This window comes from Planococcus sp. VCh962, from assembly GCF_057748275.1.
The window spans coordinates 370994-396846 of record NZ_JBYLHS010000001.1; the positions used below are offsets into that span (position 1 = coordinate 370994).

29 protein-coding genes are annotated in these 25853 nt (G+C 44.8%); 21 read left to right on the top strand and 8 right to left on the bottom strand.

Annotated features, from left to right (window positions below):
• The first annotated feature begins 47 nt into the window (after positions 1 to 47).
• The 12 genes from AC3AQ9_RS01920 to AC3AQ9_RS01975 all read left to right on the top strand — a co-directional run bounded on the left by AC3AQ9_RS01920 (position 48) and on the right by AC3AQ9_RS01975 (position 11531).
• Positions 48 to 1046: a D-cysteine desulfhydrase family protein gene (locus tag AC3AQ9_RS01920; protein WP_488305770.1), complete on the top strand. Its 999-nt coding sequence runs from the start codon at positions 48 to 50 to the stop codon at positions 1044 to 1046.
• 253 nt (positions 1047 to 1299) lie between these two features.
• Positions 1300 to 1686, top strand: coding sequence for a transcriptional regulator GutM (locus AC3AQ9_RS01925; protein ID WP_488305771.1), 387 nt, complete (start codon positions 1300 to 1302; stop codon positions 1684 to 1686).
• Positions 1687 to 1719: 33 nt separating this feature from the next.
• Positions 1720 to 2247: a PTS glucitol/sorbitol transporter subunit IIC gene (srlA, locus tag AC3AQ9_RS01930; protein WP_488306802.1), complete on the top strand. Its 528-nt coding sequence runs from the start codon at positions 1720 to 1722 to the stop codon at positions 2245 to 2247.
• A gap of 39 nt (positions 2248 to 2286) precedes the next feature.
• Positions 2287 to 3339: a PTS glucitol/sorbitol transporter subunit IIB gene (gene srlE / locus AC3AQ9_RS01935; RefSeq protein ID WP_488305772.1), complete on the top strand. Its 1053-nt coding sequence runs from the start codon at positions 2287 to 2289 to the stop codon at positions 3337 to 3339.
• Positions 3340 to 3369: 30 nt separating this feature from the next.
• Positions 3370 to 3735 carry a PTS glucitol/sorbitol transporter subunit IIA gene (locus AC3AQ9_RS01940; RefSeq protein ID WP_488305773.1) on the top strand — a complete coding sequence of 122 codons (366 nt, stop codon included), beginning with the start codon at positions 3370 to 3372 and terminating at the stop codon, positions 3733 to 3735.
• Between the two features lie 18 nt (positions 3736 to 3753).
• Positions 3754 to 5079 carry an NAD(P)H-dependent oxidoreductase gene (locus AC3AQ9_RS01945; RefSeq protein WP_488305774.1) on the top strand — a complete coding sequence of 442 codons (1326 nt, stop codon included), beginning with the start codon at positions 3754 to 3756 and terminating at the stop codon, positions 5077 to 5079.
• A gap of 80 nt (positions 5080 to 5159) precedes the next feature.
• The gene (locus AC3AQ9_RS01950; protein ID WP_488305775.1) at positions 5160 to 5507 is read left to right on the top strand and encodes a bh protein; all 348 of its coding nucleotides are present in this window, start codon (positions 5160 to 5162) and stop codon (positions 5505 to 5507) included.
• 144 nt (positions 5508 to 5651) lie between these two features.
• On the top strand, positions 5652 to 6635 hold the full coding sequence (locus tag AC3AQ9_RS01955; RefSeq protein ID WP_488305776.1) for a thiamine pyrophosphate-dependent dehydrogenase E1 component subunit alpha: 984 nt from the start codon (positions 5652 to 5654) through the stop codon (positions 6633 to 6635).
• Positions 6636 to 6659: 24 nt separating this feature from the next.
• A complete protein-coding gene (locus AC3AQ9_RS01960; RefSeq protein ID WP_488305777.1) occupies positions 6660 to 7643 on the top strand; it encodes an alpha-ketoacid dehydrogenase subunit beta in 984 nt (327 codons plus the stop codon).
• Between the two features lie 15 nt (positions 7644 to 7658).
• The gene (locus AC3AQ9_RS01965; protein WP_488305778.1) at positions 7659 to 9035 is read left to right on the top strand and encodes a dihydrolipoamide acetyltransferase family protein; all 1377 of its coding nucleotides are present in this window, start codon (positions 7659 to 7661) and stop codon (positions 9033 to 9035) included.
• Between the two features lie 13 nt (positions 9036 to 9048).
• A complete protein-coding gene (gene lpdA, locus AC3AQ9_RS01970) occupies positions 9049 to 10431 on the top strand; it encodes a dihydrolipoyl dehydrogenase (protein WP_488305779.1) in 1383 nt (460 codons plus the stop codon).
• A 161-nt stretch (positions 10432 to 10592) separates the two neighbouring features.
• Entirely contained in the window at positions 10593 to 11531 is a 939-nt protein-coding gene (locus AC3AQ9_RS01975; RefSeq protein ID WP_488305780.1) for a sugar-binding transcriptional regulator, read from the top strand.
• Between the two features lie 127 nt (positions 11532 to 11658).
• On the opposite strand, the gene AC3AQ9_RS01980 is transcribed toward AC3AQ9_RS01975, so the two are convergent.
• Positions 11659 to 11979, bottom strand: a complete 321-nt coding sequence (locus AC3AQ9_RS01980; RefSeq protein ID WP_488305781.1) for a DUF3784 domain-containing protein — start codon at positions 11977 to 11979, stop codon at positions 11659 to 11661.
• Positions 11980 to 12201: 222 nt separating this feature from the next.
• On the opposite strand from AC3AQ9_RS01980, the gene guaC reads away from it, so the two are divergent.
• Entirely contained in the window at positions 12202 to 13185 is a 984-nt protein-coding gene (gene guaC / locus AC3AQ9_RS01985; RefSeq protein WP_488305782.1) for a GMP reductase, read from the top strand.
• A 55-nt stretch (positions 13186 to 13240) separates the two neighbouring features.
• On the opposite strand, the gene AC3AQ9_RS01990 is transcribed toward guaC, so the two are convergent.
• The 4 genes from AC3AQ9_RS01990 to AC3AQ9_RS02005 form a co-directional block, all read right to left on the bottom strand.
• Entirely contained in the window at positions 13241 to 13723 is a 483-nt protein-coding gene (locus AC3AQ9_RS01990; protein WP_488305783.1) for a DUF6640 family protein, read from the bottom strand.
• A 631-nt stretch (positions 13724 to 14354) separates the two neighbouring features.
• Complete coding sequence (locus AC3AQ9_RS01995; protein WP_488305784.1) at positions 14355 to 14546, bottom strand: hypothetical protein; 192 nt, start codon at positions 14544 to 14546, stop codon at positions 14355 to 14357.
• 18 nt (positions 14547 to 14564) lie between these two features.
• Complete coding sequence (locus tag AC3AQ9_RS02000) at positions 14565 to 14933, bottom strand: YcnL family membrane protein (protein WP_488306803.1); 369 nt, start codon at positions 14931 to 14933, stop codon at positions 14565 to 14567.
• Positions 14851 to 15087 (bottom strand): YbbN family protein, encoded by a 237-nt coding sequence (locus AC3AQ9_RS02005; RefSeq protein ID WP_488306845.1) that lies wholly within the window; start codon positions 15085 to 15087, stop codon positions 14851 to 14853. Before AC3AQ9_RS02005 ends, AC3AQ9_RS02000 begins: the two co-directional genes overlap by 83 nt.
• Before the next feature lie 272 nt (positions 15088 to 15359).
• On the opposite strand from AC3AQ9_RS02005, the gene trxB reads away from it, so the two are divergent.
• Positions 15360 to 16310 (top strand): thioredoxin-disulfide reductase, encoded by a 951-nt coding sequence (gene trxB, locus AC3AQ9_RS02010; protein ID WP_488305785.1) that lies wholly within the window; start codon positions 15360 to 15362, stop codon positions 16308 to 16310.
• Here the strand turns inward: trxB and AC3AQ9_RS02015 are convergent.
• Complete coding sequence (locus AC3AQ9_RS02015; RefSeq protein ID WP_488305786.1) at positions 16299 to 16847, bottom strand: TVP38/TMEM64 family protein; 549 nt, start codon at positions 16845 to 16847, stop codon at positions 16299 to 16301. The two genes, trxB and AC3AQ9_RS02015, sit on opposite strands and share 12 nt — an antisense overlap.
• Positions 16848 to 17059: 212 nt before the next feature.
• Positions 17060 to 17386: a four-helix bundle copper-binding protein gene (locus tag AC3AQ9_RS02020; RefSeq protein WP_488305787.1), complete on the bottom strand. Its 327-nt coding sequence runs from the start codon at positions 17384 to 17386 to the stop codon at positions 17060 to 17062.
• A 172-nt stretch (positions 17387 to 17558) separates the two neighbouring features.
• Between AC3AQ9_RS02020 and AC3AQ9_RS02025 the strand changes: the two genes are divergently transcribed.
• Entirely contained in the window at positions 17559 to 18152 is a 594-nt protein-coding gene (locus tag AC3AQ9_RS02025) for a class I SAM-dependent methyltransferase (protein WP_488305788.1), read from the top strand.
• Positions 18153 to 18208: 56 nt separating this feature from the next.
• Here AC3AQ9_RS02025 and AC3AQ9_RS02030 read toward each other — a convergent pair whose 3' ends face one another.
• Positions 18209 to 19111 (bottom strand): aldo/keto reductase, encoded by a 903-nt coding sequence (locus tag AC3AQ9_RS02030; protein WP_488305789.1) that lies wholly within the window; start codon positions 19109 to 19111, stop codon positions 18209 to 18211.
• A gap of 80 nt (positions 19112 to 19191) precedes the next feature.
• On the opposite strand from AC3AQ9_RS02030, the gene AC3AQ9_RS02035 reads away from it, so the two are divergent.
• From AC3AQ9_RS02035 to lysA, 6 genes are all read left to right on the top strand, one after another.
• A complete protein-coding gene (locus AC3AQ9_RS02035; protein WP_300989507.1) occupies positions 19192 to 19743 on the top strand; it encodes an NUDIX hydrolase in 552 nt (183 codons plus the stop codon).
• 103 nt (positions 19744 to 19846) lie between these two features.
• Positions 19847 to 20308, top strand: a complete 462-nt coding sequence (fur, locus tag AC3AQ9_RS02040) for a ferric iron uptake transcriptional regulator (protein ID WP_488305790.1) — start codon at positions 19847 to 19849, stop codon at positions 20306 to 20308.
• A gap of 76 nt (positions 20309 to 20384) precedes the next feature.
• A complete protein-coding gene (xerD, locus tag AC3AQ9_RS02045) occupies positions 20385 to 21287 on the top strand; it encodes a site-specific tyrosine recombinase XerD (RefSeq protein WP_488305791.1) in 903 nt (300 codons plus the stop codon).
• 72 nt (positions 21288 to 21359) lie between these two features.
• Positions 21360 to 22550 carry a phosphopentomutase gene (gene deoB, locus AC3AQ9_RS02050; protein ID WP_488305792.1) on the top strand — a complete coding sequence of 397 codons (1191 nt, stop codon included), beginning with the start codon at positions 21360 to 21362 and terminating at the stop codon, positions 22548 to 22550.
• Between the two features lie 117 nt (positions 22551 to 22667).
• Positions 22668 to 23972, top strand: a complete 1305-nt coding sequence (locus AC3AQ9_RS02055) for a pyrimidine-nucleoside phosphorylase (RefSeq protein WP_488305793.1) — start codon at positions 22668 to 22670, stop codon at positions 23970 to 23972.
• 415 nt (positions 23973 to 24387) lie between these two features.
• Positions 24388 to 25710 carry a diaminopimelate decarboxylase gene (gene lysA / locus AC3AQ9_RS02060; RefSeq protein WP_488305794.1) on the top strand — a complete coding sequence of 441 codons (1323 nt, stop codon included), beginning with the start codon at positions 24388 to 24390 and terminating at the stop codon, positions 25708 to 25710.
• The last annotated feature ends 143 nt before the right edge of the window (positions 25711 to 25853 follow it).

The following is a 25853-nucleotide window of genomic DNA, read 5'->3' on the forward strand; positions in this document are numbered from 1 at the left end:
GTTCCCTGAGACTCTTTGCATAAATTTGAAGAAAGAGGTGGTAATCGTTGGAAAACATTCCAAAACGCTTGAACCTGACAAATCTTCCTACCAGAATTGAAAAGCTCCAGCGGCTGTCTGAACAACTGAACGGGCCAGCTATCTATATAAAGCGCGATGACCAAACCGGCACTGAAGTGGCTGGCAATAAAATCAGAAAACTGGAATACTGCCTGCACGAAGCGATTTCCGAGGGAGCAGACACATTGATCACTTGTGGCGGCATCCAGTCGAACCATTGCCGGACGACTGCCGCTGCAGCGGCTAAACTGGGTTTGGAAACGGTGCTGGTGCTGAGGGGAGAGCAGCCTGCAGCGCCAGAAGGCAATTTATTGCTGGACCTGCTTTTCGGGGCGGATATCCACTGGGTCACTCCGGAGCAATACAAAGATCACCGGACTGAGATTATGCTGGGATTGAAGGAAGACCTTCTTCAAAAAGGCAAGCATGCTTATGTCATTCCAGAAGGCGCCTCCAATGGAATAGGAGCATTTGGCTATTATACTGCAATGGAAGAGATTATCCAGCAGGAAAAAGAGCTGGGCATACAGTTTGATGCAGTGGCAATGGCAGTCGGTTCGGGTGGAACATATGCCGGTTTGCTATTGGGCAAAAGCCTCCTTCAGACGCCACATGAGATTATCGGTTTCAATGTCAGCAATGACGCCGAATATTTCCGCCAAGCAGTATTGGAAATAATAGAAGGCGCAAAAAAATACTTGGAAGGTTCTGTTGAGATCAACTCTGAGGATATTCATATTATTGACGGGTATGCAGGGCTGGGTTATGCCATCGGTAGGGCCGAAGAAAGAGGATTCATAAAAAATCTGGCTCGGCTTGAAGGCATTGTATTGGACCCGGTGTATACCGGCAAAGGATTTTATGGGCTTGTTGAAGAAATAAAGAAAGGGCATATGAAGCATTTGAATAATATTCTCTTTATTCATACCGGCGGCTTATACGGCTTATTTCCCCAGGGCAAAGAATTCACAAATCTCTTTAATTAAATACTTTGAAAACGCTGCTTATCCTTATAAAGCAGCATTTTTTTATGGTTATTCCAAAAATCGATATGATGAATCCGCTTGGCTGCATGTTTAAAAGTTACAAAACATATCCCTGAACTAAGAAATTGTTATATTGTAAATAATTTTAATATTCGATTAATAACTATTGATTTATGCTGAAAGCGCTTTTATAATGTAGCTAATAACATGTGTTACAGCATGGAACATATGTAAACGGAACGGAGGGGTTCATTTGTGGGGGTGGTTTATAGTCGTATTTGCTGGGGTCTGGCTGCTTCAAATTATGCTGACAAGAGTCCAGATGAAAAATTATCAAACGACTATTAAGAAAATGAGCAATAGGCCTGCTGGATATTTAGGGGTCGGAGTTCAAAAGCAGAAATTGGGGATCGGGGTTATTGCAATACTGGTTACGGATAACGAAGGAATTGTAGTAGAAAGCCAGCTGATGAAAGGGGTGACAGTATTTAGCCGGTTTGAGGGCTTCAATAAATTCAACGGTCTGACTTTGGATGAATTGAAAAACAGCCTGAACAATGAACCAATTGACTTAGCATTTAAAATGGCAATCGGAAAAATTGAAGCGCAAATGGAAAAAAAGATTAATCCAGCAGTCTAAGGAGGATGGAAGATGAATATTTTTGATAGAATCATGAACTTTTTAGTTAAGCTTGCTGAAGGCTTTATTGGAATGTTCCAAGCAGGCGCTGATACTTTTGTAGGTCTTGTAACAGGAATAATTCCACTATTAATCGTCTTAATCACAGCCATTAACGCGCTGATTCGGATTATCGGTGAAGAACGAATTAATAGGTTGGCACAAAGAAGCACAAAAAATATTATTTTGCGCTATACGCTGTTTCCGGTATTGGCCGTTTTCTTTTTAACAAACCCGATGGCCTATACTTTCGGGAAGTTTCTTCCAGAAAAACAAAAACCGGCTTTTTACGATTCAGCTGTTTCTTTTGTTCATCCGATTACCGGCCTGTTCCCGCATGCGAACCCTGCTGAATTATTTGTATATCTCGGAATTTCTGCAGGGATTACAACATTAGGGATGTCGCTCGGGCCATTGGCGATCCGTTACTTTTTGGTAGGTATAATTGTTATTTTGATTCGCGGCATTGTAACGGAAATCATTACAGTCCGCATGATGAAGGCAAAAGGAATGCAAGTGTAAATTTTAGAGATGCGCTTAGTTGAAAAGGAGGCAAGCACAATGACAGGTACTCAAACACCATTGAATTTTAAGGCGGTTTCCGTCACAAAAGGCCGGGGAGGCTGGGGCGGTCCACTTACGATTCGGCCAAATGAAGAACAGCGATATATCGTATCGGTGACAGGGGGCGGAATTCATCCGATTGCAGAAGAAATTGCACGTTTGACTGGCGCCGAAGCTGTTGACGGTTTTAAAGGATCTTATGCAAAAGAAACGATGGCTTGTGTCATTATCGACTGTGGTGGAACAGCACGCTGCGGCGTTTATCCGAAAATGAATATTTTGACGATTAATGTTAACCCGACTTCACCATCCGGGCCATTGATGAAATTCATCAACGAACAAAATTTTGTCTCAGGTGTGACCCTTTCAGACATCAGGGCAGTAGCGGCACCTTACGAAGATCAGGACGAAGTGAAAAATGCAGTGGATGAAGTAGAAGCACCGGCAGTCCGTAAGACGCCGCAGGAATTGAAAGAAGAAGCAAAACGGAAAGCGGCAGAAACGTACCAGCAGCCGAAAAAGATGAACATTATTGAAAGGGTTGGCCGTGGAGCAGGTAAAGTAGTCGGTATTCTGTACCAGGCTGGCCGTGAAACCATTGATCAAGTCCTGAAGAACATCCTGCCGTTCATGGCATTTGTCAGTATGCTGATCGGGATCATCACTTATACCGGAATTGGAGATCTCATTGCGAATTTCGTGTCGCCGCTTGCCGGCAATATTTTCGGTTTGTTGATTCTTTCGGTGATATGTGCTTTGCCGATTCTGTCGCCGCTGCTCGGGCCAGGTGCAGTAATTGCCCAGGTCGTCGGAGTGTTGGTCGGTGTGGAAATCGGACGCGGCAATATTCCGCCGGCACTGGCATTACCGGCATTGTTTGCGATCAACCCTCAAGTAGGGGCTGATTTTGTGCCAGTCGGTTTGACGCTCGGAGAAGCAGAGCCGGAAACAATTGAAGTCGGGGTTCCGGCAGTATTGATATCCCGGATGATTACAGGTCCGTTAGCAGTTGTAATCGCGTATTTATTCAGTTTCGGTTTATATAGTTAAACAAAAGGGGGCAGTTAGGTGGAAGACCTTATGATAAAAAAATATGAAGCTAAAATTACAGAAATCGGTGAAGAAGTAGAGATCTTTGCAGAAGAAAATATGATGGTGATTTTTAATAATACAGTACCGGAAGAACTCCGGTCTTTCGCTGTGATACATGAAAAAGCGGACCTTCTTGGGAAAGTTGAAAGTGGAGATATCCTGGAAATCAACGGCGAGCGTTATAATATTTTATTTGTCGGCAATAAAGTGAACGACACTTTACAAGACATCGGCCATTGCACCATCTCATTCACGGGCGATGTTTCGGCCGACCTTCCAGGAACGATGTGCGTTGAAAGTAAGCCCTTGCCTGAATTGGCACTGGGTGCTGCCATCCGTATTTTTAAAGCCTAACAAAGAGGAGACGGGATAATGCTAGGTATAAATAGAAAACTAGAAGAACTCGAGAAAAGTGGGATGATGATCAAAGTTGGACTAGTCGGTGCTGGGCAAATGGGAAGAGGCATGGTTTCACAGATTGAAAATATGTCCGGTATGCGCGTAGTCGTAACTGCCGATATACAGATCGATAATGTGAAAAATGCCTATGCGAGATCCGGCGTATCGAGTTCGGATATCGTGGAAACGAATAATGAAGAAGAAGCGGTTGAGGCTGTAAAAGCAGGCAAAGTTGTAGCGACCACGGATGCGCAGCTGGTAACTTCGCTTTCAGAAGTGGATGTAGTCGTAGATGCGACAGGCGTTCCGGACATCGGAGCGAAAATCGCTTGGGATGCCATTTTGAATAAAAAGCATATCGTCATGCTGAATGTTGAGGCGGACGTTACAATCGGTCCGTTGCTGAAGAAAATGGCAGATGCCAGCGGAGTTGTCTATACCGGGACGGCCGGAGACGAGCCAGGTGCAATTATGGAATTATATGATTTTGCTGATGCACTTGGATTCGAAGTTGTGGCTCTTGGCAAAGGGAAAAACAACCCGCTTAATCTAGCGGCAAATCCAGACACAGCAGCAGAAGAAGCAGCAAGAAAAGGAGCCAGCCCAAAAATGCTCGCTTCTTTCCAAGATGGAACCAAGACGATGGTAGAAATGACCGCAGTAGCGAATGCCACAGGTTTTCTGCCGGATAAACCGGGAATGAATGGTTTTGTCAGTGATGTTAAAGGATTGCCGGAAATTTTCAAATTGAAGGAAGATGGCGGCCAAGTCAGCAATAAAAAGATTGTTGAATATATCAACGGCATAGCACCAGGCGTTTTTGCGATCGTCGCTTCAGAAAAAGAAGAAGTCAATCATGAAATGCAGTACTTGAGCATGGGAGAAGGACCAAATTACGTGCTTTACCGCCCATATCATCTAACCAGTTTGGAAACGCCGATCTCAATCGCCCGAGCGTATTTTTATAATGAAGCCACAATCGCTCCTTGGAAAGGGCTCCAAGCGGAGACGGTAACCGTAGCTAAAACAGATTTGGAAGAAGGCCAGTTCCTGGACAGCATCGGCGGCTTTACTGTCTACGGCAGTATTCTGTCTGCGGCTGAAGCGAAAGCAAAGAACGCTTTGCCAATGGGCCTGGTTGACCGGAATGTACAATTGAAGCGTTCCATTAAAAAAGGCGAAATTATCACATATGACGATGTCGTCCAAACGAAAGAATCCACGATTTGGCGATTGCGCCGCATGCAAGATGATACATTTGCAGCAAAGACAGAAAAAGTAGAACCGGTTAAAGCATGACTTTCACCATTTGCTTCGGTGATTAAAAGAACATTCTAATATCGGATAGAACGTAAATTAACTAAACGAGAAGGTGTTCTATGATGAAAGTGAAGAAAATGGAAGCAGGATTATACTGTATTCACTGCAAGGAAGAAGTGAATCATGAAATAACGTATATCAACAGTGATATCAAAAGCATCAGATGCCTGCAATGCAACCGAACGAAGGAATTGAAAGTAGATCTCAAAAAAGAATTCTATAAAGAGATTTATGAGCGCATTGCTACTAAACCCACCCGGATGACTAAAGAATACCGCGAAGATTTAAGCCATCTGTTATTTTCTCTTCCTGTACGTGCCATCAAAAAACCATACCGGGTGCTAAAAGATGTGAATTCATCCAGGAAAGTGATTAAAACCTATAAAACTAAAAAAAGTATAAAATAATAGTTTCCTGTACAAGGGTCAGTCTTCTCCACTTAGTAGAGGAGCCTGTCCCTTTTAATTTCTTGACGAATTGACAGAAAAGTCTTATGATATTTACATATGTTACGTATGTGAACAAATGTAAAATACAGAGGAGGATTTACTATGACTCAAACACTAAATTTGCCACCGCGTATGAAAGAAACAGATCTGGCAGGGTTATTGAAGCAAATGTGGCAAATCCGTTTTTTTGAAGAAAAAGTAGATGAGTTTTTTGCTAAAGGAATGATTCACGGAACCACTCACTTGGCAGTTGGGCAGGAAGCCTCTGCAGTAGGCTCAATCGCAGTTTTGGAAGATCGGGACAAAATCACGAGTACGCATCGCGGCCACGGTCACTGTATCGCTAAAGGGGCAGAAGTGAATCGGATGATGGCTGAATTATTTGGCCGCACAACGGGTTACTGCAAAGGAAAAGGCGGTTCGATGCACATAGCTGATGTAGAACAAGGAAACTTAGGGGCTAACGGAATCGTTGGAGGCGGCTTTTCAATCGCCACAGGTGCTGCTTTAACTTCCCAGATGAAAAAAGAAAACTATGTCGTATTATGCTTTTTCGGAGACGGCGCTTCGAATGAAGGCAGTTTCCATGAAGCCGTCAACTTAGCATCTATTTGGAAGCTGCCTGTTGTCTTTATTTGTGAAAATAACCAATACGGCATGTCAGGGCCAGCTAAAGAAATGATGAACGTTGAAGACATTGCCACACGCGCAGAAGCATACGGCATCCCGGGTAAAGTTGTGGATGGCAATGATGTATTTGATGTGATGAATGGAGTCGGCCAAGCTGTTGACCGTGCACGGAACGGAGAAGGGCCTACAATTGTCGAAGCCAAAACGTATCGCTGGAAAGGGCATTCGAAAAGTGATGCGAAAAAATACCGCACACGTGAAGAAGAACAAGAATGGCGCGCGAAAGATCCGATTGCACGCCTGCGCGATGTGCTGATCCAGCAAGGATTGCTGACAGAAGAAGAAGCGGACAAAATCAAAGCCGATGCGAAAAAGGAAATTGAAGAGTCTGTTGAATTTGCAAAAGACAGTCCGATGCCAACACTCGATGATTTAATGGAAGACATTTACGCTTAAGACGGAGCAAAGGGGAGTAAAGCAATGAGAGAGCTAACTTATCTAGAAGCGGTCAGAGAAGCAATGAGCCAGGAAATGCGACAGAACGATGATGTTTTCATTCTTGGAGAAGATATCGGTGTTTATGGAGGAGCTTTTGGAGTGACACGCGGCATGATTGAAGAATTCGGGCCAGAACGGATCCGCAACACACCCATTTCTGAAGCTGCCATTTCCGGTACGGCTGTAGGGGCGGCTTTGACAGGTATGCGCCCAATACTGGAATTGCAATTTTCGGATTTCATCACCATTGCGATGGACAATATGGTCAACCAGGCAGCAAAAATCCGTTATATGTATGGAGGCAAAGGGAAAGTGCCGATGGTGCTGCGCACACCGGCGGGCTCTGGCACAGGAGCAGCAGCACAGCATTCCCAAAGCCTGGAAGCTTGGATGGCACATGTCCCGGGTTTAAAAGTCGTCCAGCCCTCGACTGCGTATGACGCAAAAGGGCTGTTAAAAGCTGCGATCGATGATGATAATCCTGTCATTTTTTACGAGCACAAATTGTGCTATAAGACCAAGTCGGAAGTTCCTGAAGAACAGTATTCCATTCCATTAGGCAAAGCGGACATTAAACGCGAAGGCACGGATGTAACGATTGTCGCCACAGCTATTATGGTCCATAAAGCATTAGAAGCGGCTGCGGAGCTTGAAAAAGAAGGCATCAGTGTGGAAGTGATCGATCCGCGGACCCTGGTTCCTTTGGATACAGAAACGATTATTCAATCGGTCAAGAAAACAAGCCGGCTGATAGTGGTCCATGAAGCGGTTAAGCGCGGCGGGTTCGGCGGGGAAATTGCCAGCACGATTGCGGAAAGCGAAGCATTTGACTATTTGGATGCACCGATCAAACGGCTGGGCGGAAAGGCCGTTCCGATTCCTTACAATCCAGATCTTGAAAAAGCGGCTGTTCCGGGAGTAGATGATATTGTCTCAGCAGTAAAAGAAATTTTAAACCGCCAGTAGGAGGAGGAACAACCGATGGCCAAAGAAATATTCATGCCCAAATTGAGCAGTACGATGCAGGTCGGGACCTTGCTGCAATGGTTCAAGAACGAGGGCGACTCAGTGGAAGTGGGAGAGCCGCTTTTTGAAATCATGACGGACAAGATCAACATTGAAGTGGAGTCCTATGAAGAAGGCATCCTGCTGAAAAAGTATTTCGAGGAAGACGATGAAGTTCCAATCAACCATGTTGTGGGATATATCGGCGAAGCGGGGGAGAAAGTTCCGGACTCTCCTCCTGGTGAATCCGGTGCTGCTGAAGAGGAAGAAGACTTAAGCGATTCCCGGCAGCCGGAAGTCAGCGATTTAGAACAACAAGGCATCAGTGAAACCAGTGTGCCGAATGAAACAAGCGAAGCAGTGGAAAAAGCTCCGCTTACAGAAAAGCCGCGGGCAACTCCTGCTGCGCGCAGAGTAGCAAGAGAAGAAAACATTGTTCTCGCAGAAGTTCCGGGATCAGGGCCAAAAGGGCGAATTCACCAAGGGGATGTAACGGCTTTTGCTTCTTCGCATGCGGCGCCGAAAGCGACGCCTCTGGCTAAAAAAGTAGCGGAAGCTGAAGGGGTGGAGCTGCAGGGCATAACAGGTACAGGCTCACAAGGGAAAATTTACCGTGCAGATGTCGAAGGGGCGAAACAGCGTGCATCAGTACCGGCTGCAGCCAGCGGCAAACGCGTGAAGATGGAAGGCATACGAAAAGTTGTCGCTCAGCGCATGCAGCAAAGCAAATCGACGGCACCTCATGTCACCTTGACCACTGAAGTGGACATGACAGAAGCAATCGGCATGCGCAAGCAATTGCTGGAACCGATTGAACAGCAAACCGGATTCCGGGTGTCCTATACCGAAATCATTTTAAAAGCTGCTGCTTCTTCACTCAAGCTGCATCCCAATATAAATGTGTCATTAGAAGGCAATGAAATCGTCTACCGTGAAGAAATTAACCTGGGCTTAGCAGTAGCCGTTGACAATGGTTTAATGGTGCCAGTAGTTAAAAATGTGGATCAAAAAGGGCTTTCCGAATTGACTGCCGAATGCAAACGCCTCGGCAAAGCGGCGCGTGACAGCAAACTGAAGCCGGATGAAATGTCGGGAGGCACATTCACCATCAGCAATCTGGGCATGTATGCCATTGATGCTTTTACACCGGTCATCAATCAGCCGGAATCAGCCATTCTGGGAGTTGGGCGAATCAACGAAAAGCCAGTAGGCGTTAAAGGTGCCATCGAGCTTCGTCCGATGATGGTGCTGAGTCTGTCATTTGATCACCGCGTTATAGACGGCGCACCAGCGGCAGCCTTTTTGACCGAATTGAAAGAAGTGCTTGAACATCCTTTTAAATTACTGGTTTAAGGAGTAGATTTCATTGGAAATTTATGAAGTTGTAGTACTTGGAGGAGGTCCGGCAGGCTATGTAGCAGCCATCCGGGCAGCCAAGCTTGGAAAAAAGGTGGCATTGATCGAGGCCCGTGAACTGGGAGGCACGTGTTTGAACCGCGGATGCATTCCGTCTAAGACTTTGCTCCGGCATGCGGAAGTGATTGAAAACATTGAAAAAGCCAAAAGCTGGGGCATTGAAACTGGCCCAGTGACTTTTTCGCTTTCTAAAATGCTTGCTCGGAAAGACGCCGTGATCCAACAATTGAGGAATGGAATTTCTTACTTGTTAAAACAAGGAAAGATTGAAGTATACAATGGTTTGGGTGAAGTTCGCGCCGATCAGACGATTTCTATTCAGCTTGCTGAAAAAGAAGAAATCATCAGAGCTGAAAACATCATTCTGGCAACCGGTTCAAGGCCCATCGTTCCGCCGATTCCCGGTATTGAAGAGGCGGCTTATTTCACAAGCGATACCATTTTTGATATTGAGAAGATTCCAGATTCTATGGTCATCGTAGGCGGTGGCATCATTGGAGTAGAACTGGCATGCATCTTTGCCAGTTTGGATGTGCCCGTCAGCATCGTGGAAATGAGTGGCAGAATCGTTCCGAGTGAAGAGCCCGAAGCTTCTAAAGCTCTTGCCAAGTCCTTGAAAAAGAAAGGGATTTCCATTCTGACCAGCATAAAAGTGGTCAGCATCGAGCAGCAGGAAAACCAGCAGCTCGTGCGTGTGGAAACTGAAAACGGCAAAAAGGAAGCGCTGGAGACAGAAGTAATTTTAATGTCCGTTGGCAGAGCACCGAACACTTCCGCTTTTGCTGAGCTGAATTTGGATATGGACGGCCGTTTTGTCAAAGTGGATGACCGGATGGCAACAAGCACTCCGTCCATCTATGCAATCGGAGATGTGATTGGCGGCTGGCAGCTCGCCCATGTGGCCAGTGCGGAAGGGTTGATTGCCGCTTCGAACGCAGCAGGCGAAAAACAAACAATCGATTATACAGTCGTTCCTCGCTGTGTCTATACCAGCCCGGAAATTGCCAGTGTCGGCATGACGGAAGAAGAAGCGAAGCGGCAGGGCATTGACTATAAAGTGGTGAAAGTGGACCATGTAGGCAACGGCAGAGCATTGGCTCAGGATGAGAAAGAAGGTTTTACCAAATTGATAGCGGGCACCAAGTACGGAGAAATTCTGGGAGTTTTGATGGTTGGCCCGCATGTGACGGAAATGATTGCAGAACCATCCGCTTTTATTCACCTGGAAGGAACGGTGGATGAACTTGCTTCAATGATTCATGCCCATCCTACCGTTTCTGAGAGCATTTACGAAGCAGCAGCTTCCTGGCTTGGAAGAGGTGTTCACCATTAATTGCCAGAAGTGGCCTTTACGTCCTATAATAGAAGTAGGCAATGGGCGATAAAAGGCCGCTAATGGCCAATGCAGCAGGTGAGATTTGCTGAAAAATGAAAGCGGTTCACCGGGGAAAACCATTCGCTTTTCAAGTTTGATTAAAATGAGAAGGTGCATTGATGATGAATTGGGAAGAGCGCAGACAAATCGTTAAAGTATCGAGGCTCTACTATTTTGAAGGGCAGACACAGGCGGAAATCGCAAAGAAAATTGGCGTATCCCGGCCTGTGATATCTAAATTGCTAAACAAAGCCCGGGAAAATGGAATAGTCGAGATTTACATTAAAGATGAAAATGCGCATACAGTCGAGCTGGAACACCGGCTTGAAAAAAAGTATCAGCTGAAAGAAGCTATTGTTGTACCAGCGATGGGCAGAGATTCAGAAATGGTCAAGCATTCCTTGGGAAAAGCCGCCTCTTTCTACATATCCAAAAACATCAACGGGAAAAAGTCACTGGGTATATCCTGGGGCAGTACGCTGGCAAAGTTTGTCCAGGAATATCCTTATGAGCAGCATCAAAATCTGAAAATTATTCCGTTGGTCGGTGGGATGGGCAGGAAACTGGTGGAAATCCATTCTAATTTGCTGGCTTATCAGCTGGCACAGAAGATGAACTCCAATTGCTCTTATCTATATGCCCCTGCGATGGTCGAATCGGCTGAATTGAAAAAGCGTCTGATTCAGTCAGAAGATATTGCAATGGTACTTGAAGAAGGGCGTAATGTTGATATGGCTGTCGTCGGCATCGGCAACCCTTTTGAAGGATCGACAATGACCACTATGCAATACTTGAAAGAAGAGGATTTGGCTTCCTTAAAAGAAGCGGGAGCTGTCGGGGATATCGGTTCACGCTTTTACGATCAAGCCGGCATCGAGATTAAGCATCCGTTGAATGATTTGGTCATCGGGCTCGACATCAACGAGTATAAACAGATACCGGAAGTGATCGGCATCGTGGAAGGCACCCACAAAGTGGAAAGCATCAAAGCGGCATTAAAAGGCGGTTACTTTGATGTCCTGGTGATTGATGATAAGACTGCCGATTTGATTACGTAGCCGATGGAGTTTTACAAAAGCTATCGATGCAGGCGATAAATTGCGCTGCTCGATAGCTTTTTGTTATTTCAAAGCTTATTATATGGTTGAGATGAAGTTTATCTATTAATTGATAATGTGCTCCTTGTCAATCGTTTTTAAATCTATTGCCTGTGTTGACGTAAATTAATGAGAAAGTAATCAAAAAGATAAACAAAACCATACCAATGACAAATAAAAAACGCATTGCCAATAGGTCGCTTAGTGGCCACAATAAAATGCTGAAACAAACTCCATACATAATTTCCCCCATGAATTTGCATACGGCTGTTTCATCATATTGAGCTCTTTCATGGTCAGGCAATGTATTATAGCCGGCAATCAGAAATGCTCCTTTGCCTTTAGACAGGGCAAATGCAAAAAGCAAGAAAGGCATTAAAATAACCAAGTTTATAATAGCTGCTGCCATTTACGATTCATCCTCCCGAGTTTATTTACAAAGCTGTTTTATTGTAGATACGCTCTTAATCTATTTTGGTTTTAAGGCAAAAAAGACTTTTTATAAAAGACCACTAGTAATAGAGAAGAAAAATTGGCCTTTGACATGGAACAGAAAATAAAGTACATTATCATATGGACGAACATTATATGTTTTGGAGATATAAAATATTCGTATTTAGGGGTGTTTTAAATGGATAATGTGTTTGATTACGAAGATATTCAACTGGTTCCCGCAAAAGCAGTGGTTAACAGCCGTTCGGAATGTGATACCTCGGTGCAATTTGGCGGCCGGACATTCAAGTTGCCGGTAGTGCCTGCTAACATGCAGACAATTGTGGATGAAAATATTGCGTTATTCTTGGCAGAAAATAATTACTTCTATATTATGCATCGCTTTGAGCCCGAAAAACGGTTGGCATTTGTCAAAGACATGCAGGCATGTGGGCTTTATGCTTCTATTAGTGTGGGCGTAAAAGAAGAAGAGTACACGTTTGTCCAGCAATTGGTGGACGAAGGAGTGACTCCGGAATACATTACCATCGATGTGGCTCACGGCCATTCGAATGGCGTCATTAATATGATTCAGTTTATCAAAAAACAGTTGCCGGGAAGCTTTGTAATCGCTGGCAACGTGGGTACACCTGAAGCGGTAAGAGAGCTGGAGCATGCAGGTGCAGATGCCACGAAAGTGGGCATTGGCCCAGGAAAAGTCTGCATCACGAAAATCAAAACGGGATTCGGTACGGGCGGCTGGCAATTGGCAGCACTTCGCTGGTGTGCAAAAGCGGCAAGCAAGCCCATTATTGCAGATGGCGGAATCCGTACACATGGAGATATAGCGAAATCGGTGCGTTTTGGCGCTTCTATGGTCATGATCGGATCACTTTTTGCCGGCCACGAAGAATCTCCGGGACAAACAGTGGAACAAGACGGCAAGCTATTTAAAGAGTATTTCGGATCCGCATCGGAGTTTCAAAAAGGTGAAAAGAAAAACGTTGAAGGCAAAAAAATGTATGTGGAATACAGAGGCTCATTAAAAGATACGCTCATTGAAATGGAACAGGATCTTCAATCTTCGATTTCATATGCAGGAGGAAACAAACTCTCGGCAATCCGTAATGTGGATTATGTTATCGTGAAAAACTCGATTTTCAATGGTGACAAAGTTTATTGATAGCAAAAAAAAGAGAAACAGGAAAAGGCGGATTTTGCTGCCCTTTCCTGTTTTTTTAATATATTTTAGAAAGTCTCCCGCGCTCGAGTGCATAGCCGGCACCAGCTACAGCCAGCATGCCAGCCGAGGCGAATATTTCATTGATCCATACGCCTTTTACACGGGGAACAAGATCCGGAAATTCTGATTCCAGCCCCTTCGCTCCAGGAAAAGCAAAGCTGAGTCCTTGGGAAGCCCAGAAGATAACCGGCAATATCGTGCCGATTTGAAGGTCTTCCTGCGGGTTACTGCCTTTTCTCATTAAATAGTAAAGGCCAGCACCACCGAGGAGAGAACCGGCTGAAATGGTCCAAGCATCATGGAATTTAGCATGCGGTGGCCAGTTTGGATTGAACATATGCGTTTTATTCCAATCGGCCAAAAAGCCCCCGATCGCTGTCAGCCCAGCGACTGTACCAAGCAGGATTTTTCCCGCTGGAACTGACCGTTTCTGGCCAACCGAGCTGGATGTATGATGCTGAGCAGAGCCTTCGTTCATATAATGCCTCCTCATATGGATGTCTTTTTTCTATGTAATACCCATTCAATAAAAATATAGGCGTCCATATTATAAAAGAGGAATAAAAAAAGGCATTGCCATGGCCTGAGCTTGTAGACAAAAGAAGATACATTCAATCAATTGAGTAACTATCAAAAAAAGCTTCTCCCCTCGGTTCCTGCGCTTCAACCGGACGCTTTCCGCGGGCTCGCGCCGAACTAACTCGGGACGGACGCCCGAGTGCATTTCGGCACTTCGTCGCTACGCTGCCCCGCAGGAAGCGGATCGCGCAAAAGTAATTTTGCGCGATCCGTTTGCGACGAAGCTAGCGCAGCGATGCAGGAGCACATCTTTGCCTTTCGCCGGTTTCCGCTGCGGATCCTGGCGTGAAGTAAAAAGCGGCATCCTGGATGTAAGGGATTCCGTAAAGCAACGCGACATGGGCCGAAGACCCTGGAGCGAACGCAGTGAATGTTTTTTTCAATTTGCGACTAGTAATCACAGGAGCAAGTGAAGCGGCTGAGGTCGTGCCCACGGAAAGCGAATTGGCCGGACCAGTTGGGGTTGATACCGTTTAATTCATTTCAAGCATACTTTGTCTACAGTCTGAGGCCATTGTCATGGCCTTAGCTTATTTTCGAATAAACTTGTCACTTGCCTTGAAATTATAGACAGGTTTGATGATGTTGGTAACTTCGACAGTGGCACCGATTTGGCCCATGATTTCATCAAGTGATTTATAAGCCATTGGAGCTTCATCAAGGGTCTCGAGTGAAACCGAACTTGTCCCAACGTCTATCATGGTATCAGTGAAATCATCCAATATCCTGTAGCTTGTAATTTAGAAAAAGCGTGGAAGGTCCACGCTTTTAAAGCAGTTTTTTCTTACATGCAGATTTCCTTTGTTGAACATGGTGAGGGCGTTGAATTTTTCGTACAAAGCATATAAAGGGTAGCAAAACACGAGAAAAACCAATGCCGTCGGAACTTTCTCGACAACCGGAAGAAACCCTGCCAAAAGGTTTTTTACAGTTATTCCAACAAAGTGTGGCATGCTGAGAACTAAATCTTTGAAACAAAAAGACAATCGAACACATTCAGATAAATGGTTCGATTGTCTTTCTGATTTATTCTTTTTGTTGGGAATAATAACCTTCATATATTTTTCTGATTTTCTCCCTGAATTCTTCAACATACACAAATCGGGCATCTCTTTGCATTTCCTTTCCGTCTGCAAAAAGGATTAAAACCGGTGAAGTGAAAATAGACAAAAAGCCGGCCAGATCCGTAATGCGTGCTGCATCCGCTTTTCTCACCCGGATCAACGGATAATCTTTTAGAACGTCCTCAACCTGAGGAAGCAATGCGTGGCAGACACTTCAAGAAGGCGTTAAGACGTATAGGAAGTTCAAGCCAGGTTGTGTAATAAATTTTTCAGTTTCTTGTAAAGAAGCCAGTTCTTTCAACTTCTGCACCTCCATAATAGTTATTTAATCTATTTTACCCTCTTAGGCTCGTCTTAAGCTATTCTGCTGTTTATTAGGCAAAGGAACGGGAATTTAGAAAGCAATAGGCATAAGCAGGAGCGACAGCTTAGATTTCTAAGCAGGTTCTTAGATAAATGGAGGTGGAAGGAATGGAAAGAGTGGTTATTTTAGGTACGGGGCCAGCAGGGTTGACAGCCGCTATTTATTTGGCTAGGGCAAATATGAAGCCGTTGGTCATCGAAGGAGCTGAACCGGGCGGACAATTGATCCTGACAACAGAAGTGGAAAATTATCCGGGGCATTCTGATGGCATCCTAGGGCCGGAACTGATGGATAATATGCGGAAACAAGCAGAGCGCTTTGGAGCGCAATTTAAAAGAGGATGGGTCACGGACGTCAATTTAAAAAAGAGGCCATTCAAAATAACGCTGCAAAAAGGAGAGGAACTTTCGACAGAAGCACTCATCATTTCTACTGGAGCAGCATCAAAAATGCTGGATATTCCAGGGGAAACCGAAAACCTTGGAAAGGGTGTCAGCACTTGTGCCACATGCGATGGTTTTTTCTTCCGAGGAAAGAAAATCATTGTTGTCGGTGGAGGGGATTCGGCTATGGAAGAAGCAAGTTTTCTGACCAGATTTGCATCAGAAGTGGTGATTGTCCATCGTCGGAACGAACTGCGAGCTTCTAAAATTATGCAGGACCGGGCACAGCAAAACCCGAAAGTATCCTGGGCTCTGGACCGTGTTCCGCTGAGGATCGTTACTAAAAGTGATAAAGTGGCGGGGTTGAAAGTGAGGAATAACGAAACCGGAGATGAAGAGCTTATTGAGGCAGATGGGATATTTGTAGCGATTGGCCATCTGCCGAATTCCGCATTTCTAAAAGGGCAAATCGCAACAGATCCACTTGGTTATATTCAAGTGAGGCCAGGGACGACTGAAACCAATATTGAGGGAGTTATGGCGTGTGGGGATGTCCAGGACAGCAAATACCGGCAAGCGGTAACAGCTGCCGGAACCGGTTGCATGGCTGCTTTGGATATTGAACGTTTTCTGGAAGGCCAGGAAATCGTGGATTGGAGCCAGTCATTGCCTTGAATGGGCGACCTTTTTCTTCTTTTTTCTCATCCATATAATCCCTGACATGGCTAAGACAAATAATGCAGCAGCGTATTGATAACCAATCGGTACAATTTGCGTGAAACCGTATACTGCCGCCACTTCGACGAGAACAGCCGGGATTTTCCCAAGGCTGCTGGCGATAAAAAACATGGAGCCGCTGATCGGTATTAAAGAAGCCCCTGCTGTCACCAAGCCGGATGGGATGAATGGAATCAGCCGAAACAGCAATATTCCAAAGAAAACGGTTCCTGCCGAACGGCTGTGCATAAAGTGCCAAAAGCGGGATTTTTTCCAGGAAGGCTGAATTTTAGAAAATCCGAAGCGGTATAAATAAAAGCCGAGAATCGCCCCGAATATTTCACCGATGAGTGAGATAGTTATGCCTCCCGTTAATCCCAAAGAACTGATGTTGAGCCCGGTCACTAAAAAACTCGGTACAAAGCCAATTACGCCAATTAACAAATTTAAGGCAAGCAATGCCAAAACTTCTAATACACTGGACAACATGTCCATAACTTTAATCCTCCTGATCCAGCAATTAAGGCAATGATGAAATGCCTTTTATTATGTACCTTATACATCATAAAAACCTATTGTTCCGTATACACTTCCCAGCTATATAGCGGAAACAGACATTCTCATATTCCTTATTATAAAATACAGGCAGCCATAACAGAAGAAAGGTCTCCCGAAAGATTTCGGAAGACCTTTTATCTTTATTCTGTTTACATCACACTGCGGCACGCTTGCGCACATTTGAAACATGCTTCTGCACATCTTTGACAATGTTCTGCATCATGTTTTTGGCATTCATTTCCGCAAGCTTCACACACAGTAGCGCAAATAGTTGCCAGTTCGGAAACAAAAGGAGAATTCCTCATAATAGCTTGTTCGAGCAAAGCGCATAAATCAGCACATTCGCGGTCGAGACGGATGCATTCCGCCATCATTTTTACATCATCTTCTTGCAGGCAAGCATAAAAACAATGGTTACAAGCTGCTGCACAATCGTGCAAAGTCTGAATCAGTTCGGCATGTTGTTGGTGTGGCATCACGAATTACCTCCATTTTAGTAATAAGCTTCAATGATACTCTTCCCTTTCATTTACCATTTAAACAGAAGTATAGCAAATCGATAATGATAGAGGCGATATTAAAAGACAGAAGCAGCGGGTATAAAAGAAGAAAGTGATGAGATAGAATCAGAAAAAGGAGGACAACAATGTGGCGAATTGGTTTCCAACTGTTTATGATAGTGCGATGAAACCGCTGGAGAAAATCCGTATCAGCCAGTTAAGGACAGCAATAACCGGAAAAGCTCATGGCCGTGTACTGGAAATCGGCTCAGGTACTGGAGCCAATTTTCCTTTTTACAGGAATGTGATGCGCGTGGATGCCATTGAACCGAATCCGCAGATGAGCAGACAGTCAACGCCTCAAATTGCAAAATCAACCGTCCCGATCGAAATTCACACAGCAAAAGCAGAGAGCCTGCCGTTTGAAGACAATCTTTTTGATTCCGTAGTGGCTACACTCGTGTTCTGCACCATTCCGGAGCCGGAAAAAGCGCTCCAGGAAATACGGAGAGTCAGTAAACCGGGGGCAGCTGTCCTTTTTCTGGAGCATGTCAGAATGCCTCAGCCAATTCTGGGGAAAGCACAGGATGTCGTGACGCCGTTGTGGAGAAAGACATTCGACGGCTGCCATTTAAACCGTGATACGCTCGGCTTGATTAACCAATCCCCTTTGTCCATTACGAAAGTGGATTCTTATTATCGAGGGTTTTTGCTGGCCATTGAATGTGTAAATGATAAATAAACAAACCAAAAGAAAAACAGGCCAACAAAGTTGTAACTTGCCAGCCTGTTTTTCTTTTATTCCCGGTGTTCTTTGTAATGGTCCAATTTTGTCAGCTGTCTAGCCTGCTTAATTTGTTCCGGTGAAACAGCCGTTTCATACGCTTTGAGGGTTTCTTGGATTTGACCAGCAGAACTCGCACCGGCCACAACTGAAGCAACAGCCGGGCTTTGCAGCGCGCTGTGCAACGATAAAGCATGGAGGTTGGAATGGACTTCCTGTAATTGCTGCAAGGTACTTGCCAGTTCTGCTTCACCGTATGTTAAATAACCTCCTGAATTTTTGGCGCGCTTTAATCCCTCATTTGTCAGCAGCCCTTTTGCCAGACTGCCGCGTGTCACGACAGAACAGTCCGCTGCATGGATTTCTTCCAAGTATTCTTCAGGACGGCGATCAAGCAGGCTGTATTGCATCATGATGGAAACGATATCACTGTTTTTCAAAAAACGGCGGATGACGTTCGGCCGGATGGAAGAAATGCCATACGCCCGGATGAGCCCTTCTTTTTTCAGCGATTTGAATGCTTCAATCGTTTCTTCGGTATTGTCAGTGATCATACCGCCATGCAATTGATACAGATCGATGTAATCCGTCTGAAGGCGTTTCAAGCTATTGTGGACTTGTTCAGTGATATAGGGCTTTGTCGCATTCCATTTCACTTCATCTGAATCTGTGCTCCACTGATTGCCGACTTTTGTGGCGATGATGACGTCTTGGCGATGTTTTTTGAGAAGCTCACCGACCAGCTCTTCATTTTTGCCTTTATTGTAAAGATCCGCTGTATCAAAATAATTGATGCCGCTTGCTACTGCTTCATCAATGATGGCGGCTGCTTGCTGCAAATCCAGCGGCAAAGACATGCAGCCAAAGCCGATTTCGCTCAATTTCAATTCACTTTGTCCCAAATTGTTTTTCTTCATCTTTCCACCTCATTTTAGAATGTCGTTTCTCTTATGGTATACTTTGCGGTAGAGAAATCACAAACGAAAAGAGGATACTAATGAAAAAGTTTGAAGAAAAGACAATCAGTTCCAACCGGATCTACGAAGGCAAAATCATCAATTTGAAAGTTGATGAAGTCAGCCTTCCGAATGGCCATACGTCAAAACGTGAACTCGTTGAACATCCTGGAGCGGTCGCTTTAGTGGCAATTACAGAAGATAATAAAATCATCATGGTGGAACAATACCGAAAAGCACTGGAACGGACAATCATTGAAATCCCGGCAGGCAAGATAGAAAAAGGGGAAGCGCCTGAATATACCGCTATGCGGGAGTTGGAAGAGGAAACCGGCTATACAGCTGATAAATTAGTGCTGATCCAGTCGTTTTCAACTTCTCCGGGATTTGCGGATGAAGTCATTCATTTATATGCAGCAGAAGGACTGAAGAAATCCACATCCGGGGCGGTGCTGGATGAAGATGAATTTGTTGAATTGATGGAAGTGACCGTAGAAGAAGCGGAACAATTGATGAAAGAAAACCGCATTTATGATGCAAAAACCGCATTTGCCGTATTATGGGCCAAGCAGCGTTTATCAATTGAGAATTGAACGCCTTCCAGTTTATAATTATTCTAAATAAAGAATGGTTATATTCCTTGTAAATGAGAACAGTCTTTTGCTATAATAAAGGCAGTTTGGGGGAGGGCGTCGCATGGAAACTAGGATTGACCGTATAAAAAAACAATTGCATGCTGCCAGTTACAAATTGACGCCACAGCGTGAAGCGACTGTCCGAATCTTGTTAGACCATGAAGAAGACCATTTAAGTGCTGAAGATGTTTACCTGTTGGTGAAAGACATTGCACCGGAAATCGGATTGGCCACAGTGTATCGGACATTAGAACTGTTAACTGAATTGAAGATTGTTGATAAAATTAATTTTGGTGATGGAGTATCACGCTATGATTTGCGCCAGGAAGGCGCAGCTCATTTCCATCATCACTTAGTATGCATAGAGTGCGGAGCAGTAGACGAAATACAGGAAGATTTGCTTGAAGATGTGGAATCGGTTGTTGAAAAACGATGGAACTTCCAAATAAAAGACCACCGTCTTACTTTTCATGGCATTTGCTGGCGTTGCCAGGACCGCAGCTCACAAGATCCAACGGAATGATTGGTGAGAAAAGGAAGGATGGCCAACTTAAGGTCGCCCTTCCTTTTCTAATTCTCAAAACATTGGAGGTTAAATGATGAAATATGCAAAAGATGCCTTAGATGATTATTTACATTTCCTGCGGGTGGAAAGACAGCTCGCTTCCAATACATTGGTGTCATATGAACGGGATTTAAAAAGCTATTTGCAGTATTTGAAAGAAGTGGAACAATTGGATTCTTTGAGAAAAGTAGAACGGGTACATATTTTAAACCATCTGCGGCATTTGAAAGAAACCACAAAAACATCGAGGACTGTGGCACGCCACATCTCTTCAATCCGGTCGTTTCATCAGTTCTTAATTCGGGAACGGGTAGTAGATAATGATCCGACAGTTCATTTGGAAATGCCGCAAATGGAGAAAAAACTGCCGAACATCCTTTCAATCGAGGAAGTGGATGCATTAATGGAAGCCCCAGTGGCGAATAAAGCGAATGGCTTGCGCGACCGTGCGATGCTGGAATTGTTATATGCGAGTGGCATGCGGGTGAGTGAATGCATCAATTTGGATATTGAAGACGTCAATCTAACGATGGGCTTTGTCAGATGTTATGGCAAAGGAGGCAAAGAACGGATCATCCCGCTTGGAAAATCCGCTTTGTCCGCCTGCAAAGTTTATTTGGAAAATGCCCGGAACGACTTGATGAAACCGGAAGCGAAAACCGATTCATTGTTCATCAATCAGCGCGGGAAGCGCTTGACCCGCCAAGGTTTCTGGAAACTGTTAAAACAGCATGCCCAAAAAGCGGGCATTCAAAAAGAATTGACGCCGCATACTTTGCGCCATTCTTTTGCTACCCACTTGATTGAGAACGGGGCGGACCTGCGTGCGGTTCAGGAAATGCTTGGCCATGCCGATATTTCCACGACTCAAATTTATACGCATGTCAGTAAAACCCGTTTGAAAGACGTCTATTCACAATTCCATCCACGTGCATAAAAAATATAGGTCAGACTTCTGACATTCTATAATTTTATGTTAATATAGGAGGGTAAATAAGGAGGAAATCAAATGACAACTAAACCGTTTAAACGCGTTCATTTAATAGTATTGGATTCAGTCGGCATTGGGGAAGCTCCGGATGCTGAAGCTTTTGGAGATGTTGGTTCAGATACACTTGGCCATATCGCAGAAGCAGTAGGCGGACTTCAGATGCCGAATATGGAAAAACTCGGACTTGCCAACATCGTTCCGGTGAAAGGGCTTACGCCAGTTGACAAGCCGGCAGCATATTACGGAAAATTGCAGGAAGCATCAGTTGGAAAAGATACGATGACCGGACACTGGGAAATCATGGGGTTGAACATCGATACACCTTTCAAAGTTTATCCGGAAGGGTTCCCTGCAAAACTGATCCAGCAACTTGAAGAAAAAACAGGCCGCAAAGTGATTGGCAACAAACCGGCGAGCGGCACTGAGATTCTAGATGAGCTTGGTGAAGAACACATGGAGACCGGTGCTATTATTGTCTATACATCAGCGGATCCTGTACTTCAAATTGCAGCTCACGAAGAAGTTATTCCATTGGAAGAACTTTATAAGATCTGCGAAATCGCACGTGAACTTACGCTTGAGCCGGAGTTTCTTGTGGGCCGCATAATTGCACGTCCTTTCCTTGGCGAAAAAGGAGCTTTTAAACGTACATCAAACCGCCACGATTACGCGTTGAAACCATTCGAGCGGACAGTCATGAACGAATTGAAAGATATCGGCAAAGACGTAATCGCAATCGGCAAGATCAATGATATCTATAACGGCGAAGGGGTTACAAAAGCGCTTCGCACAAAAGACAATATGGATGGAATGGACAAATTGGTTCAAGTGGCAGGAGAAGATTTCAACGGATTAAGTTTCTTGAACTTGGTTGATTTTGATGCCTTATACGGCCATAGAAGAGATCCAAAAGGATATGCAGAAGCACTGGAAGCATTTGACCGCCGTTTGCCGGAAGTTCTTGAAAAGCTGTCAGATGAGGATTTATTGATTATTACTGCAGATCACGGCAATGACCCAACATTCCCGGGAACTGATCATACTCGTGAGTATGTGCCGCTTCTTGCCTTTTCTCCACGTTTCAATGGGGGCCGGGAGATAGAACTTGGTGAAACGTTCGCAGATATCGGCGCTACGATTGCTGATAATTTTTCTGCTCCGTTGCCTAAATACGGAAAAAGCATTCTGTCTCGCTTGAACGGTCAATAAGGTTTTTCAATCGTCCGTAAGAGTGCGATTAGAAATACTGGCACTTATGTAAGATGGAAATCCCATTAAACGAAGTTTCTAGATATGTATATTAAATTGAAAAGGCGGTAATCATTCATGAGAATGGTCGACTTGATTGAGAAAAAAAGAGACGGCTTTGAGCTTTCTACAGAAGAAATTCAGTTTATTGTTACAGGATATACAAAAGGAGATATTGCCGATTATCAAATGAGTGCATTTTTGATGGCAATTTACTTTCAGAATATGACAGAACGCGAACGCGCTGATTTGACGATCGCGATGGCGAATTCGGGAGACCAAATCGACTTGTCTGCAATCGAAGGCATCAAAGTTGACAAGCATTCGACTGGCGGAGTCGGCGATACCACTACATTGGTGCTCGGACCGCTTGTTGCAGCTTGTGGGGTGCCGGTTGCGAAGATGAGCGGACGCGGACTGGGTCATACAGGTGGAACGATTGATAAACTGGAAGCGATTGAAGGTTTCCATGTTGAGATTTCATCGGAAGATTTCATTAAACAAGTGAATGATATCAAATTGGCAGTTGTTGGCCAAAGCGGCAATTTGACTCCTGCAGACAAGAAATTGTATGCGCTTCGTGATGTCACTGCAACCGTAAACAGCATTCCGCTGATTGCGAGTTCGATTATGAGCAAGAAAATCGCAGCTGGGGCAGATGCCATTGTGCTGGATGTCAAGATAGGCGAAGGCGCATTTATGAAGACAGAAGAAGATGCAAGAGAGTTAGCTCATGCAATGGTGGGAATCGGAAACGCTACTGGGCGCAAAACGATGGCTATTATTTCAGATATGAGCCAGCCGCTTGGGTTTGCTATCGGCAATGCGCTGGAAGTGAAAGAAGCCATAGAAACGCTGCAAGGCAAAGGGCCTGAAGATTTGACCGAGCTATGCCTCGTGCTGGGCAGCCAAATGGTTGTAGTGGGCGGTAAGGCGGAAACTTTGGAAGAAGCGCGCACGATGCTGGAAGAAGTGATCGCTAATGGCAAAGCGCTTGAAGTGATGAAGGAATTTATCTCGGCTCAAGGCGGCAATCCTGCAGTTGTGGACGATGTTAATTTATTGCCTCAGGCGAAGTTCGTCACGGAAGTACCTTCTGAGCAGGAAGGTTATATTTCGTTCATGGAAGCGGATGAAATCGGCACGGCTGCGATGGTGCTTGGAGCGGGCAGAGCGACAAAAGAATCGGAAATCGATTTGGCTGTCGGCATTGTATTGCATAAGAAAGTCGGCGACCGCGTCCAAAAAGGCGAAACGATCGCAACGATTTATTCGAATACGGAAGAACTCGCAGAATGCATGAAGATGATATATAATAGTATAGAATATTCAAGCGAACCGGTTGATAAAGTACAGCTGATTTCTGCGCTGATTACCGATTAAAAAGTCTTGCTGAGTTTATTCTCAGCAAGTTTTTTCATATCTAAGTCGAATTAAAGAAACTAACTTTCAAACACCGCTTCGGTCGCTTTGGGCAGAACTCCCGCCATGAGCCGAGAAGTACACTCGTCTCATGGCTTCGTCTCGCCCCTGGACGCGCCGGCGCTGGATAGGCTTTTTACAAAAGAGATGATCATTGATATAGCTCTTTATTATTGCTTACTTAGATATGAAGCAAAACGGCGGAGACGCCAGCGGGATAGCGAGACAGCCGAGACCCCGCAAGGCGCGAAGCGACTGAGGAGGCTTGGCGCTCGCCCGCGGCAAGCGCAGCTGTTATGCGGAATATCGGGAGATGAAAATGTTGATTCAACTTATATAGTCGGTGTTTCCATTCGCTTAATACAGGAGGGACAATATGCATTTATACGGGACACAAGCAATTAATGAACAGGGGCATTTGACAATCGGCGGAACGGATTCGGTAAAACTTGCCAAAGAATATGGGACTCCGCTATACGTATACGATATTCAGTTATTCCGTGATCGTGCAAAGGCGTTCCAAAAAACTTTTGAGGATGAAGGCATTGGTTATCAGGTGGCATATGCCAGCAAGGCTTTTTCCAGCATCGCCATTTATCAGGTTGCAGCGGAAGAAAATTTATCGCTTGATGTGGTTTCCTCTGGTGAACTTTACACAGCGATCAAATCCGGTTTTCCAAAAGAAAAAATCCACTTCCATGGCAACAATAAAAGCGAGGCAGAACTCCGGATGGCATTTGAGGAAGAAATCGGCTGTATCGTAGTCGATAATTTCTATGAAATCCACTTGTTAAAGGGCATTTCGGAACAATTGAAAAAGCCGATGAATATTTTGCTTCGTGTCACTCCAGGAATCGAAGCGCATACGCATGATTACATTACTACGGGCCAGGAAGATTCGAAATTTGGTTTTGATTTGAATAATGGCCAGACAGATCGAGCATTCCAGGAAACCTTCCAGCATGAATTTTTGAATGTTCTAGGGCTGCATTGCCATATCGGTTCACAAATCTTTGATACTGCGGCTTTCCGTTTGGCAGCAGAAAAACTGGTTGGTAAAATGGCTGAATGGAAAAACGAATATGGTTATCAGTGCCCTGTGCTAAATTTAGGAGGAGGTTTCGGCATCCGCTATACAGCAGAAGATGAACCGCTTGAACCGTCAGTCTACGTGAAAGAAATGATTCAAGTGGTCAAACAGACTGCGGCTGCAGCTGATTTTGCCATTCCGGAAATCTGGATCGAACCGGGCCGTTCGCTTGTCGGTGATGCCGGAACAACTTTATACACCATCGGCTCGATGAAAGAAGTTCCCGGAATCCGCAAGTATGCCGCAGTGGATGGCGGCATGTCGGATAACATCCGCCCGGCGCTTTACGGAGCTAAATACAGTTCGATGATCGCTAATAAAGCCAATGAAGCTGCTACTGAGCACTATACTATAGCTGGGAAATGCTGTGAATCAGGAGACAAGCTAATTGAGCAGGCAGAGTTGCCGACAGCAGAACCAGGTGACGTTCTGAGTGTTTTCTGTACCGGTGCCTATGGCTACTCAATGGCAAGCAATTATAATCGCATTGCACGGCCGGCTGTTGTTTTTGTTGAAAACGGGGACCATCAGCTAGTGGTGAAACGTGAAACGAATGAAGATTTGATCATGAATGACATGACTTATAAAAAACAGGTGAAAAGCAAATGAAAAAGACCAATATTTTACTGTTGATCATCCTATTGGTTTTGTCTATTGGGTGGGGAATCGTATATTGGTTCTATTTTGCCGACAACGTCATCGGTGGGGGACTCTGAACAAACTTGAGTTATTTGCAGGTTTATAGTAGGATG

Excerpts from the sequence above, each read along its gene's own strand:
- deoB (WP_488305792.1), top strand. The coding sequence starts at position 21,360 with ATGACAACTAAACCGTTTAAACGCGTTCATTTAATAGTATTGGATTCA.
- fur (WP_488305790.1), top strand. The coding sequence starts at position 19,847 with ATGGAAACTAGGATTGACCGTATAAAAAAACAATTGCATGCTGCCAGT.
- AC3AQ9_RS01980 (WP_488305781.1), bottom strand. The coding sequence starts at position 11,979 with ATGGCAGCAGCTATTATAAACTTGGTTATTTTAATGCCTTTCTTGCTT.
- AC3AQ9_RS01990 (WP_488305783.1), bottom strand. The coding sequence starts at position 13,723 with ATGAACGAAGGCTCTGCTCAGCATCATACATCCAGCTCGGTTGGCCAG.
- AC3AQ9_RS01960 (WP_488305777.1), top strand. The coding sequence starts at position 6,660 with ATGAGAGAGCTAACTTATCTAGAAGCGGTCAGAGAAGCAATGAGCCAG.
- AC3AQ9_RS02015 (WP_488305786.1), bottom strand. The coding sequence starts at position 16,847 with ATGGACATGTTGTCCAGTGTATTAGAAGTTTTGGCATTGCTTGCCTTA.
- AC3AQ9_RS01955 (WP_488305776.1), top strand. The coding sequence starts at position 5,652 with ATGACTCAAACACTAAATTTGCCACCGCGTATGAAAGAAACAGATCTG.
- AC3AQ9_RS02035 (WP_300989507.1), top strand. The coding sequence starts at position 19,192 with ATGAAAAAGTTTGAAGAAAAGACAATCAGTTCCAACCGGATCTACGAA.
- xerD (WP_488305791.1), top strand. The coding sequence starts at position 20,385 with ATGAAATATGCAAAAGATGCCTTAGATGATTATTTACATTTCCTGCGG.
- AC3AQ9_RS01965 (WP_488305778.1), top strand. The coding sequence starts at position 7,659 with ATGGCCAAAGAAATATTCATGCCCAAATTGAGCAGTACGATGCAGGTC.
- AC3AQ9_RS02055 (WP_488305793.1), top strand. The coding sequence starts at position 22,668 with ATGAGAATGGTCGACTTGATTGAGAAAAAAAGAGACGGCTTTGAGCTT.
- lysA (WP_488305794.1), top strand. The coding sequence starts at position 24,388 with ATGCATTTATACGGGACACAAGCAATTAATGAACAGGGGCATTTGACA.
- guaC (WP_488305782.1), top strand. The coding sequence starts at position 12,202 with ATGGATAATGTGTTTGATTACGAAGATATTCAACTGGTTCCCGCAAAA.
- AC3AQ9_RS02020 (WP_488305787.1), bottom strand. The coding sequence starts at position 17,386 with ATGCCACACCAACAACATGCCGAACTGATTCAGACTTTGCACGATTGT.
- AC3AQ9_RS02000 (WP_488306803.1), bottom strand. The coding sequence starts at position 14,933 with ATGCCCGATTTGTGTATGTTGAAGAATTCAGGGAGAAAATCAGAAAAA.
- srlA (WP_488306802.1), top strand. The coding sequence starts at position 1,720 with ATGAACTTTTTAGTTAAGCTTGCTGAAGGCTTTATTGGAATGTTCCAA.
- AC3AQ9_RS01940 (WP_488305773.1), top strand. The coding sequence starts at position 3,370 with ATGATAAAAAAATATGAAGCTAAAATTACAGAAATCGGTGAAGAAGTA.
- trxB (WP_488305785.1), top strand. The coding sequence starts at position 15,360 with ATGGAAAGAGTGGTTATTTTAGGTACGGGGCCAGCAGGGTTGACAGCC.
- srlE (WP_488305772.1), top strand. The coding sequence starts at position 2,287 with ATGACAGGTACTCAAACACCATTGAATTTTAAGGCGGTTTCCGTCACA.
- AC3AQ9_RS01950 (WP_488305775.1), top strand. The coding sequence starts at position 5,160 with ATGATGAAAGTGAAGAAAATGGAAGCAGGATTATACTGTATTCACTGC.
- AC3AQ9_RS01945 (WP_488305774.1), top strand. The coding sequence starts at position 3,754 with ATGCTAGGTATAAATAGAAAACTAGAAGAACTCGAGAAAAGTGGGATG.
- AC3AQ9_RS02030 (WP_488305789.1), bottom strand. The coding sequence starts at position 19,111 with ATGAAGAAAAACAATTTGGGACAAAGTGAATTGAAATTGAGCGAAATC.
- AC3AQ9_RS01975 (WP_488305780.1), top strand. The coding sequence starts at position 10,593 with ATGATGAATTGGGAAGAGCGCAGACAAATCGTTAAAGTATCGAGGCTC.